The organism is Mesorhizobium sp. USDA 3734 (genome assembly GCF_056279665.1).
The window spans coordinates 1,278,034-1,290,700 of record NZ_JBWCCW010000001.1 but is presented as its reverse complement, the minus strand read 5'-3'; the positions used below and the strand labels follow the sequence as shown (position 1 = coordinate 1,290,700).

General features: G+C 58.8%; 8 protein-coding genes. 1 reads left to right on the top strand and 7 read right to left on the bottom strand.

Going from position 1 to position 12,667, the window contains the following annotated elements:
• Positions 1 to 23 precede the first annotated feature (23 nt).
• The 7 genes from ACZ89F_RS06125 to tnpA form a co-directional block, all read right to left on the bottom strand.
• Positions 24 to 521, bottom strand: a complete 498-nt coding sequence (locus ACZ89F_RS06125; RefSeq protein ID WP_476090861.1) for a hypothetical protein — start codon at positions 519 to 521, stop codon at positions 24 to 26.
• Positions 522 to 572: 51 nt separating this feature from the next.
• Positions 573 to 2,192 (bottom strand): peroxidase family protein, encoded by a 1,620-nt coding sequence (locus tag ACZ89F_RS06120; protein WP_476090860.1) that lies wholly within the window; start codon positions 2,190 to 2,192, stop codon positions 573 to 575.
• A gap of 23 nt (positions 2,193 to 2,215) precedes the next feature.
• On the bottom strand, positions 2,216 to 4,219 hold the full coding sequence (locus ACZ89F_RS06115; protein WP_476090859.1) for a hypothetical protein: 2,004 nt from the start codon (positions 4,217 to 4,219) through the stop codon (positions 2,216 to 2,218).
• Positions 4,220 to 4,281: 62 nt separating this feature from the next.
• Positions 4,282 to 6,162, bottom strand: coding sequence for a c-type cytochrome (locus ACZ89F_RS06110; RefSeq protein ID WP_476090858.1), 1,881 nt, complete (start codon positions 6,160 to 6,162; stop codon positions 4,282 to 4,284).
• Positions 6,163 to 6,591: 429 nt separating this feature from the next.
• Positions 6,592 to 8,211, bottom strand: coding sequence for an IS66 family transposase (tnpC, locus tag ACZ89F_RS06105; RefSeq protein WP_476090857.1), 1,620 nt, complete (start codon positions 8,209 to 8,211; stop codon positions 6,592 to 6,594).
• Between the two features lie 70 nt (positions 8,212 to 8,281).
• Positions 8,282 to 8,626, bottom strand: a complete 345-nt coding sequence (gene tnpB / locus ACZ89F_RS06100; protein WP_476090856.1) for an IS66 family insertion sequence element accessory protein TnpB — start codon at positions 8,624 to 8,626, stop codon at positions 8,282 to 8,284.
• Positions 8,623 to 9,042, bottom strand: coding sequence for an IS66-like element accessory protein TnpA (tnpA, locus tag ACZ89F_RS06095; RefSeq protein ID WP_476090855.1), 420 nt, complete (start codon positions 9,040 to 9,042; stop codon positions 8,623 to 8,625). Before tnpA ends, tnpB begins: the two co-directional genes overlap by 4 nt.
• Before the next feature lie 660 nt (positions 9,043 to 9,702).
• On the opposite strand from tnpA, the gene ACZ89F_RS06090 reads away from it, so the two are divergent.
• Complete coding sequence (locus tag ACZ89F_RS06090; protein WP_476090854.1) at positions 9,703 to 12,249, top strand: S8 family peptidase; 2,547 nt, start codon at positions 9,703 to 9,705, stop codon at positions 12,247 to 12,249.
• The last annotated feature ends 418 nt before the right edge of the window (positions 12,250 to 12,667 follow it).

Genomic DNA, 12,667 nt, shown 5'->3' with positions numbered 1-12,667 from the left:
GGGAGCAGGCCGATACGCATGGCCTACATAGCGGGGCGGGTTAGCTGCTGTTCCAATCCCAGAAGATTATCGAAGCGCTTCTGAGCCTTGTCTTTTGCCCAGTCGTTTTGTTTCATGAACTCCTCCAACGTCAGTCCGGTCAGCCCACCGTTTTGCGTGCCTGTGCCCTGACCGGTACTTGCTTCGAGGGCAGCGATACGATCCGTCGCCGCCTTAAGCGCCGCTGCGAGTTCGGTGAGCTGACTGCGGAGTTGCACTTCATTCTGTGCAGTGTCTGCAACGTTTCGGGTGAGTGCAGCCGATTCCAGCCGAGTAGTGAACTTGATGCTTTTGTCAGACCACTCGAAGTTGCTTACGTACGGCACAAGCACAACGGCCGCGCCGATCGCAATCATCAAGCTATGCCCGGTCGACACCGCTCTATTCGTGATTATTGCAAGCAATGCGGCTAAGAAAATTACACCCCCACCAATCCAAAATAGCGTACTGTTGATTTGCACGCTTACGGCTTGCGCGTCCATGTTTACTTCCCCCTATTCTCATAGGCATTGTAATCAGCTTCCCCACGTATGTCATTCGAGTTTGGTGATCTGCATACTGATGACGACAGACTTCTGGCCTGCCGCAAGATTGCGATTGACGACATCCTGTAGACGCGCCGTTGCTGCGATCACGCCCAAGCCTTCCTTGGTGAAGGTGTTTTCGTTGAAGACACACTCGGCGAGCAACGGGTTGGTGAGAGCCTGCGAGAAGGCATCGAACGCCACCATGCGGCCAATCAGCGGCGGCACGGCCGCTCGCGGTCCGACATCCTCCGCAAACAGACCAATGACGAGTTCAACATTGCCCGGATCGTCGCCATAAAGCCGTCGCAAAGCATCGATCTTGCCTTGGTCGCCGGTGATCTGTTCATACCGATTGACTCGAGGATAGCCGTAGACCTCGCGGTAGTCGTTGTACGAGCCAACCAGATGGGTCCGGCTCTGTTCGACCGCAGCGAGTTCGATTGGAACGAGGAATGGCGCGGTATTGAACAAGCCAATCTCCCAGGAGCGTTGCTGGCTCGCCGAAGCGGCAAGTGACCCGAGGCCGGATGCGATAAGAAAGGAATTGTCGAAGCCGACTTCTTTCGCCGCTACACGCTCGCCCTCAAACATAAAACTATCGGGCACCAAGCTGTGCCAGCGATAGAGCAGGTTAAACTCGATCGGGATCCAGTTCGGTTTGTTCCAATATTCCCGCCAGCATACATTCGGATCGGCTAAGAGCTGAAAGTGGTAAGGTGAAATGTGATTGATATAATCTTCAACAACGATCTTTATCAGCTCAACAATATTGATGTTCCGGGCAGTTTGGAAGATCCGCTCATCATCCCAAGCGGGATAGGCCGTCTCCAATATCTTCGCGAGGCGATTGTGCTCCCGAAGGAACAGTGTGTTCAGCATTGTCGTAAAGGGCGTTGAATTTGCTCGGTCCCCGGCGAATGCGAAGAGGTTCTTGCGAATTTCCGCAGCGCGGTCTGGCGGAAGCCTGTTGAGATAATCCCCGATGCCGAGCGGAGCGCGCAGGACTGCGAATTCCGGCTTCACCACGCCTTTCTCATCATACAGCTTGGGCGCATAGATCTCACCGCCGATCTCCTCGAATTTCAACCGCCCCCTCTCTCCGCGGATTTCCGACATCATTCGGACCGCGTGGGTTTGCTCGCGCGTGAGGCCATAAAGCGGGTTGAGATCGATATGATGTGAAGCGTGGGTACGCCGACGGTCAGCGGTGTCGGTCATCAGAAATCCGTCAGTGAACCATTGTGCAAACGACAGGAAAAGGACAGTCGAATCCTCGGAAATCACCGGGCCATCATCACGAACCTTGAAAAGTTCGGCGACAAGCTTCATGTCGGGATAGACCTTTAGTGTCCTGGGCGGCAGATGCCGTGAAAACCAGTTGCGGTCGGTCAGCGATTCCCAAGATGTGTAGCCAGCCATCGCGGCGCTAGGATCGCCCTTGCACGGCATTGAGCTTAAGGCGTGGGGCCGACTCGGCGCGCGTTGCGCCGCCCGCCCAATGATCCGCTTGTTGGCCCACCGGCGTAGCGGCGGTATTGCCATTATCAGGCGCCAAAACAGCGAGAAATGAGAGAGTGAATAAGCTTCGACTCGATTGATAAGGCCATCACGGCTCTTGTCACGCATGGCTGCCCCCTGCCCGATCTCGACTAGTTATTCTCCGGCTTCTCGACGGCCGCCCGTACAGCTCGGGATCCGGGATAGACGATTGCCCGCGCGTGGCCGAGCGATGCGAACTGATCCGGCGAGGTCGCCAGCGGGATCGTGATGCAAGGCGGGCTACGATTGGGATTCATTTCCAGACGGCTGACTACATCGCGGTCCAGGATAGGCTCGTCGATATGAATCTCGCATAAGTCCATCCATGGATTTAGCTTCTCGTCCCACGCCTTTGCCGGATTGAGGACTTCCGGGTTCTTGTCGCCGGTTGTGGGCGCATTATGAAGCTGGGCTTGAAGGATGTACGCGACCTGCGAATACTTGACCTGGTAGATCCATTCCTGGCGTAAAAAGTCGGGCGCGCGCGGATCGTCGGCTACCGGGTCCATCGACGGTGCGCCTTCAGCACGGAATTCTCCTGCTGGCAGCCCGCGTTCAGGTCCGCGGTCGCCGGGGATCAGCCGGAAGCGGATATAGCGCATCACACCGTCGTCGGGGAGGAATTCAAAACACTGCCACGAATGGTAGCGCGAATTGAGGAACGATCCTCTGATCCGATAGGCCTCGATTAATTCCGGTTCCATCATGATTCCTTGCGCCACCAGTTCCTTGCGCTGTTCGGGAGATGCGTGGACGAAGCTGCTAAAATCGCGGATCGAGCGCACAAACAACTGCTGCCCGGCGTTCATCAGGATGTCGAGTTCGCCTGGTCCGGAATAATTCGACTTCTCTGGAAAGAACTTGATCGACGCCGCGACGCCATCGCGAGCCCGATCGTCCTCGCGCGCGCCGGGCGACGAATGCCGCAGAATGACCGGCACTGTCTTGCCGGCGACAAAATACCCGTTGGTCGGGAATTCCGCTGCTACAATGAAGCGCGCGGTGCCCCGTCCGGCCGCACCCCACGTGTGGGTCGCCCGGCCACGCTTCTGATGGGCGAGAAATCCGAAAGTGCGCTGCAAGGTATCGATAATGGCCTTGAACTCATCGTCGATATTTTGGGTTAGTTCTTGCTCGGTTAGCCGCAGATTGTCGTGGGCGATCGCCAGCGTCTGCTGTCTGACATTCTTGCTGGCCAGATAGACAACTTTGCGGATTTCGTTGACCTCGCCGACAGGCTGGTGCTCGGCGAGGGCATGCCACGGCGTAAAAGAAAGCCGGTCGCCAAACTGCCGGCGCTCGCCTGTGTCGAAGGTCTGCGCCGCAATGTGGATAGTTGCGACGGGAACAAAGGGTTCGGGCCATTCGATCGTCGGGTTGTCGATTACTTCGGCATCGGCGCCATTTTTCACCTGAACCGCAAACTCGAAGACGATATCCTGCTGTCCATCGCCAAGCCGTTCAACCATACGCTCTCTAAGATAGTCATGGGTCGGGCCTGTTGAGCCGGACGGCGGCGCTGCTGGAAGAGGCATGCAGCGGTACCGGCAGATGACCCCACGACCGAACGCGTAGGGCACTTGGCTCCAGTAAGTAGTGGTCAGCGGATTGTCCTGTAGATGCTGGCGGAAGCCGAGGAGGACAGGAATGTCCGCAGGGTAGTGATCTTTCAAATAGGCGATGAACTTTTCTGGCCCCAGGCCGCGGGGCGCCGAGGCAGCAAAGTCCTGCATGAAGAGCACGTAGTCGGCGGCTGTGCGGATAAAGAACACTGGATTGTCGGCGAGAATGAAATCGTGCTCAAGTGATTCCGTCTCGGCCTCCAAAACCTTGGCGCCGTGAACGTCGAAAAGCTTAATTGCCATCCCGTGGATATCCGGCTTGCGGTCATCGCGTTGCGCGCCGTTGGAGAAGCGGACCGCAGCAGCATATTCTTTCGGGGTCGCGAAGAGGCCGACCTTCAGCGCCTCGGGAACATCCGATCTGACACGAAATATCGCCTCAACGCAGCCGTGCATCTTGGCATGCTGGCCGCGCCCGTCGGGTGCCGTGGCCTTCTGCAAGGCAAGTTGAATGGCTGTTACCGTCTGAATTGGAAGCGCAATATCGGCCATGTAAATGATCGTCCCTTCATGACGAGAGGTATTGTGGTCCGCAGGTCGACCATTACGGTGCTCTATATGGTCTTGAGATATTCGATGAGGTCGCGCAGCGCTTCGGCGCGCATTGGATTACTCCAATCGAGCTGGTAGGATTTGCCGTCGATCACGATATCCTTGTCATGACCTACATTGGTCCAACCGTCCCGGCGAGTGTCATGTTCGGACATAGTGGGCATATTCGCCTTGTAGGTGTTCTTGAAGTCGACGTTCCAGATCCAACCGACATTGGTGGTGTCGTATTCAATGACGCCGCGCAAAAACCGTTCAGGCCGCGTCATCGGCTTGAGCAGATGCATCAGAGAGGGCACCGAGCCGTTGTGCAGATAAGGCGCCCGCGCCCAGATACCGTCGAGCACGCCGGCAATATAGCCTTGGTTTTGCGCTGCCGTCGTGTCCTTAAGGATATGGCTGTCTGGGGCGATGCAAGGTTGGACGCGGGTGCCGTTGCGATCGGTATAGGCGAAATCCTTGTCGTGGCAGGCGGCGCGAAATGCGTTAGTAAACAGCGCCGCGCCGGCCCGGGTCAGCACCTGGGCGCGGTTGAAGTCGGTATGCAGTTGCCAATATTGCCGATTGTTTGCAGGCCGATGACAGTCGCTGCAATGGCGGTTGAACAACTCTTCGCCCCGTGCCGCGCGGTCCAGATTGACCTCAAAGGGATAGGGCGGCGCCGGCAGCCCGCGTAGAAAGTCGGCGACAATGTGGGTGTTGTGCAGATCGAGCTTTCTCGGGTCGCCGACGATCGGAAGCTGGGCAGCGATGTTGCGCCAGAAGCTATAGAGCACGCTGCCATCCCATTGTCCCACGGAGCGCTTCTCCTGATTCCACACCGACGGCGCGTCGGTGACGGTGGCGAAGGGCGGTAGTTCGGCATAGGTGCCGCCAAGGAAGGTCTGCAGATCCATTCCGCTACCGAGCTTCTGAGCCGCCAAGAGGTCGGCCAACAGATCGCCGCTGCCGTCGGACTGGCCGGCGCTGAAGCCGACGAGTGGCGGCGACCGGTCCCCGTGGCCATAGCTTGACCCCGGCCTCGTCTGCAGCATGACTGCGGCGGCACGCACGCCTGTGCCGGTTGAGAACGCCTCGAGAATTGGGACAATACGCCCCTTCACCACTGCTCGCTGCATCTCATCGACCGCAGCGATCGCGTCGTCCTTCAGGCCAGGCAGGCCACGGGCAAAGAAGCCGACCGGCTTAGAGTCGATCATAGCGATGATCCGCTGCGTGGTATCTCCTGGGGCATCAGGGGTGCCGATCTGCTCGCGAGTGAGATAGCGCTGTCGTGTCATCGAAAACGCCTGCCGCCATTTGCGCACGTCGAACTGCGTATTTGGGGCACCCTCCAGTACGATCCGTCCGTTGGGACCGATTGCCTGGCCTGTGTGGCACGCGCCGCAGGCTAGAGTGACAAAGTAGAGGTCAGGCTTGGTGTAGTCGATCTCACCGAGGACATTGCCGGTCGCATTGACAGGTCGCCCGCTGGTAGCGGTTACACCAAGACCACGCGGCAGGATGCGGCTCGGCTGATTTGGGTCTGTGAAAAGCCCGAAGCTCTGGAAGAGATCGTGCGGTGGGCCCCAAATCTCCGGCGCTAGGTCTGGCAAGATCTTCTGAATGACGAGCGGTGTTCCGACGAACCCATTTCCGGCGTTGGCAAACCAGGAAAAGCCGATTGGGTCGCGTTTCTTAGCGGTATCGACTTGGGCGCTACAGGCTTCTCGAATCGCCGGCCAATTCAGGTTCCTGTACGTTTTCAGTGCTGCTGCAAGGTTGTCGCGCAACGCGCAGAGTTCCGCTTGCGATGTTGGGAGATCGCGCAACGCTGCCGCTTGGCCACAAACGGTGGTCTGAAGCACCAGCATCGTCACGGTGGCAACGACGAGCAATCGCGCCATGAAATCCAATGCCCCCAGCGTCGGCAACTTAAACACGAAGCGAAGTACGACTAAACACTCCAATTGATTTAACTGCAATCAGTAATTGTTGTCGATATCGTTTTTATGATGCGGGCAATAAGTTTTAAGGGGACAATCTCTGGTGCGGCAACATAAGCCCCTGAGACAAGTTATGAGCAGAAGATTGTCAACGTCATCATTACGCAACAAAAGCATGCGGCAATGCAACAATTTTTCCGCACCGTGCTGTCTGGTACACCGCTATCCGTTTGTTTGCGCCTGTTGGCTTACAATACGGACTACGAAGACATTCGCACAACTTTCCACGCCGCAAGGACTGCAATGATTATGAACCCGCGCCCGACGAAGCGAGACTGCGATTGACTGCGGTCAACAGGCGAGATTCGGTAAGCGCCCAGCCGTGGCCGTTCAGTTTGCGTGATGATGCCAGGGCAGGAGTTGGTCGAGATCGCGGTTCGGCCAGCCGTTGGCGATGCGCTCAAGCGTTTTCGTGAGCCAAGCGAAGGGGTCGACGCCGTTCATTTTGGCGGTCTGCAGGAGTGTGGCGATCGTGGCCCATGTCTTCCCGCCACCGTCGCTGCCCGCGAACAATGCATTCTTTCTTGTAATTGTCTGGGGCCGGATTGCCCGCTCGACAGCGTTGGAGTCGATGTCGAGACGGCCGTCGTGCAGGAAGCGTTCGAGCGCCTCACGGCGGCTCCTGGTGTAGCGGATTGCCTCGGCGAGTTTCGATTTGCCGGAGATGCGGCCCAGTTCCTTTTCCCAGAACGGCCAGAGCTTGGCGACGATGGAGGCCGACTGCTCCTGGCGTGCGGAACGGCGGACGTCGGGGTCCTGGCCGCGGATTTCTTCCTCGACCGCCCACAGCTCGGCCATCCGCTCGACGGTTTCGCTCGCCACATGCGAGACGCCGGACACGTGCAATTCATAGAACTTGCGCCTCAGATGCGCCCAACACGCCGCCAGCGTCAGCGGACCCCCGGCGCGCTTCGCTTCCGCGAGCCGGTTATAGGCACCCCATCCGTCGACCTGAAGCAGTCCTGTGTAGCCGGAGAGATGGCGCTCCACGCAGTCGCCGCTGCGGCTGTCCTCGAAGAGGTAGGCGACCATGGGCGGCGCCGTGCCGCCAAAGGTTCGATCGTCCCGTGCGTAGGTCCATAGCCAGGCCGTCTTCGTCTTGCCGGAACCTGGCGACAAGGTCGGCAGCGTCGTCTCGTCGGCATAGACCCGCGCGCCCTCCTTGATCAGCGCCAGGATACGGTCGGCGAGCGGGGCGAGATGGAAGCCGACATGACCCATCCAGTTGGCCATGGAGTTGCGGCTGATCTCGACGCCGTCGCGGGCATAGATGCCCTCCTGGCGATAGAGCGGCAGGCCATCGGCATATTTGGAGACGGCGACATGGGCGAGCAGCGCTTCGCTCGGCACACCGGCTTCGACGAGGTGACCCGGCGCCGGCGCCTGGCTGACGCCCTCCTTGCACTGCGCACAGCCATATTTGGGGCGACGGGTGACGATGACGCGGAACTTCGCCGGCGTCACGTCGAGCCGCTCGGAGACGTCTTCGCCGATCCTGACCGGCTGGCAAGCGCCGCAGGCGCAGGCGACAGTCTCCGGCTCGACGATGATCTCGACGCGCTCCAGATGCGCCGGGAACGCCTTGCGCGGGCGGCTCGCACGTCGCCGCTCGCCTGTCGACCTTGCCGCCTCGAGTTCGGCCTCGATCGCGCCAAGCCCGGTCTGGACCTCGTCGAAGGCGAAGGCCTGCTGGTCGGCATCGAGCTTCTCGGAACTACGGCCGAAGCGGGCGCGCTCCAACTGCTTGATGATCACATGAAGATTGGCGATCCGCTCTTCGGCGCGCTCGTTGAGCGTCGCCATCCGGACGATCTCGGCCTTGAGTTCCGCCGTTTCGCCCCGGAGTTGTCCCGCCTCGGTCTGCAGTTCGGCCTTTTCCGACGCCATGGCGACGAGCATCGCCTTGAGCGTGTCGACGTCGTCGGGAAGGGCCGAAGCGCTATTCGTCATAGGCCAACAGAAGCATATTCGACCCGCTTCCGGGACTGCTTTTGTGCCGCCTGAGTCACTTCGCCACGGTCTATCCGGCAGATGTCGGGCGTCGCCTCCGCTCGGCCCGAACACGCGTCCAATCCATGCCTTCAACGAGCGCCATCAATTGCGGCGCGGCAAGCCGGATCACCCCATTCTCCACCCTTGGCCAGCGGAACTTATCCTCGTCCAGCCGCTTGGCGAACAGGCATAGACCCGACCCATCCCACCATACGATCTTCACGCGGTCCGCACGCTTGGCTCGGAACACGTAAAGCGCGCCGGAGAACGGATCAGCGCCTGTGTCGCGCACCAGCGCTGCCAGACCGTCCGGACCTTTTCTGAAGTCGACCGGCCGCGTCGCCACATAGACCTTGGCTCCGGAAGGGATCATGCCGATCGCAACGCCCGGATCGCCTCGACCAGAAGGGTCGCTGCTATACCGCTGCCCACGCGGATCGTCGCATCGCCGATGACGATCTCCAGACCGCCCGCACGATCGCCCTCCCCAGGCGCCACTTCCACTGGCGCGAAGCTCTGCGTCTGGATCTCCGGCTTTGCCGACAGGATCGCGAGGGCGCCGGAGCGGATCGCCTTCCGCCGCCAGGCAAACACCTGCTGCGGGCTTACTTGGTGCGATCGCGCTACCGCCGAGACATTCGCGCCCGGCGTCATCGCCTCTTCCAGAATCCGCGCCTTTGCTTCATCCGACCAGCGACGGCGCGGCACCGCCGGGCTCGCCTCGAGACGATCGGGAACCGCCTCGATGACTGTAAAAGTTCCAGGTCTGGACTTGGGTGCAGACTGCAAACAAACCTCCCGTGAGAATCATCACGAGAGTGTCGCGTCCTTCATCGGTCCGCGAAACACGGGGCCTGCTTGGCGCTTACGAGATTCGGTTGGATCGTGAACTTGTATTGGCCCGATTATGTATCGCGTGCCCTAAAGCCTTAACCGCAAGCTTGCAATTGCCCATAGGAATGGGATGGATGTTGTGAGCTAATACGCTGAGTTGCGTTCCAGTCTTACCTTACGGCTAGGATCACAATCGACGGGTCCTCGAACCACTTATGCTAGAAGGGGTCTTGGGGATGAAACGTGCGGCCGTGGTGATCGGTGTCAATAAGACAGGCGAACTGCCGCTTTACGGGGAAGTGCCCCGGGCGCGAAGGCTGTGTGAGAATGGCTGAAGAACAAAGGATGTGATCTAGTCAGAATCTTCACGGATGTGGACGAGAAGGGCAACACAAAGGAGATCACTGCTCTGATTGGAGCAGGATGGGGGAAGAAGAGGCAGGCTTCACGGCAACGTTGGATAAGATAGCGAAATTGCAGCGGCTGCACAGTAGCTGACGTCGGCTACTTACCGGCCCAAGTATTTCGTCCTTACTTAGAGCGTTATCACCTTCTACTCTGCCGTCGTCTCCAATATTGCCGCTTAAGTACGGACCCATAGGGAGGAGGAATACCATGGTAAAGAAGGTAACGAGGGCGCGCACAGGACTTGCCCGAAACAAAACCAGGACTTCAGGGTCGCCCGTCCACAGGAAATATCCGAAAGCTGCGAGATCTTCCGCGCTGAGTCAGATGCCAGCCCCCGGAAATATCGAGATCGACCCTCCCGTCACCGTGCTTCGCGGCAATCTTACGGTCTCGGCCGGTGCTGAACCGAACGCTCGTACAGTCGTCTACGTTCATGGCATCGGCAACAAGCCGATCGCCTCTGTCTTGAAATGTCAGTGGGATCACGCGCTCTTCGGGACCGAACTCGGTGACAGGAGCCGAATGGCTTACTGGGTCAATCGACAGTACTACCCCAGGCCAGAGATCGCTACATGTCGTGACCAGGATCTGATCGAAGTGGAAGACGACGAGGTCACCACGTCGACTATTATGGCTCTGTCGGGCGATGCCGCAAAGTTCGGCCAAGCCGACCGCGAGGCGATACAACGGGAAATCGATGCACTTGCCGAAACCCCGGAGCAGAAGTCCTTCCTAGCCTCGATTGCTGACAAGATGGCGTTGTCTGAAGCAGCCCTTCCGACCGGTACTTCTGCGGCTGCGGTTGGCGCCCGGGTTTTGCCGCTTCCACGGTTTCTTCGTCGGATCGTCGTTCGCCACCTAACGCGTGCCTTTTTGCGTGACGTCAACGATTTCCTATTTCACGCAGATCGCCGCAAGGCGATGACGGACAGCCTTGTCGAGCGCCTTGCGAGTGGCGGCGGGCCATTCGTGGTCATCGCCCATAGCCAAGGGACTATGATTGCGTACGAGGTCCTGCGACAGCTCGATCGTGCCAAGGTGGAGGTGCCGCTCTTTGTCACGATCGGATCGCCGCTTGGGCTCAAAGAAGTTCAGGACGCCTTCCGGACCTGGACCGGAAAGCAGAAATTGGAGGCGCCATCCTGTGTCTCACGCTGGGTCAATGTCGCAGACAAGTTCGATCCGGTCGCGTTCGATTCCGACATCAGCAACGATTTTGTAGCCACCCCCAAGATCGAAAACCATGCTTCATTCGGCCTGAACCTCGATAGCCCGCGTCATCCCCACTCGGGAACTGGATACCTCGGGACCGACTGGGTGCGGAGAGCTGTGCTGCAGACACTAGGAAATGGTTTTACTCAGGCCATAAGCCGATTTGTCATTTCGCGTGATCTTTCCGAGCGTTTCGAGGATGCCCGGCAGAACGAGCCCATTCCCACGCTCATCCAGCTAAAATCGAACGATGCATCTCTCGACGGACAGGTCGAAGACCTAACAGCGCTCGGAAATCGTCTCGTCGAGGAAATCCGTGCACTTGTCGCGGCAAGTGGTAACAGCGAACGCCTCCAACCTGAACGTCTCAAGCGTTTCATTGCTGCTGATCTCACCAGAGCGGAAGCCGAGACCTTACGCACGAGGCACGCAGACCTGAAGATTTCATACATTTGGGCCGATGCCGCCAAGCGAGCCCTGATCCATCAATCGACCCATACCGTGCAGGCGAAACCAGCCAATCTCGGCTATGGAGCGACGGGTAAAGGCATCGGCTGGGCAATCCTCGATACGGGCATAAGAGGCGACCATCCGCACTTTAGAAAACATCGGAATTTGGGACCTCAGTGGGATTGCGTAGGTCGAGGCGATCCAGTCAGGCTCGAACCGGATTCGCGAAAATGGAACCAGCTTGACAGGAACGGACACGGTACCCATGTCGCGGCAACGATCGGTGGAGCGCTCAAGGTGCAGCCGCGCCGACGAAAGGGAGAGGAAAAGCCGGAAGAGGTGCCAACGATTGAATTCGCTGGGATGGCCCCTGAAGTGAAGCTTTACGGGTTCAGAGTTCTCGACGATAACGGCAACGGCCAAGATTCGTATATCATCAAGGCGCTCGATTGCATCGCCGATGTGAACGAGAGTTCATCGAGTCCGCTCATCCATGGGGTGAATCTCTCTCTCGGCGGCAACTTCGACCCCCGCGTCTACGGTGTCGGGCATACGCCCCTCTGCCAGGAGCTTCGCCGTCTCTGGCGGCAAGGTGTTGTCGTGTGCCTCGCGGCAGGAAACGAGGGTTGGGCACTTGTCCAGGAACAGGGCGGCTTCGTGCCGACGAACCGGGATCTGTCAATCGGTGATCCAGCCAATCTGGAAGAGGCTATCGCTGTCGGGTCGGTTCACAAGGAAAACCCACACACGTATGGGATTTCCTATTTCTCCTCCCGCGGCCCGACAGCAGACGGTCGTCAAAAGCCGGACCTTGTTGCTCCCGGAGAGCGGATTCTGTCTGCTCTCCACAACTGGACGGACGACGAACAACGGATTGTGGACGACCTCTACGTGGAGATGAGCGGGACTTCGATGGCAACCCCCCACGTATCCGGAGTGCTTGCCGCGTTCCTATCGATGCGACGCGAGTTCATTGGCTATCCGGACAGGTCAAAGAAAATCCTCTTGGACAGTTGTACCGATCTCGGGCGTGATCGTTATATGCAAGGGGCTGGGTTGCCCAACCTCATTAGGATGCTCAGTCTTTCTTGAATCCCTTGATTGCGCACCAGGATGGCGCCATGTCTTTGCCGCTCGTTGATGAAGGCCGCCGGTGCCAAGGAGCAAAGCTTCCGCGCGGCCGCGGACCGGCGGGGCGGCTGCATCGCGATCGTCTGGGCGGCCGCCCTTCGAATTGTGCCGCCGTATACGTTTGCTTCCAGCTAACTGGCGAGCAGGTCTTCTATCTCACCGCGCACTACCGCGGGCGAGACCGGCTCCAGGTTAGCGTCGAGTGGCGTACACGCCCAGTCAAAGATGGTGTGAAGACGTGCCCGCCCTTTCGACAGCCCTGACACACAGGCAATATAGGAATGCGTCATCTGCATCTGTGTCCGGTAGCCGAGCAGCACCGTACGCGTGTCTGGGCCGCAGCGGCATGTACGTGAAAACAGAATATTAGAAACCGCTT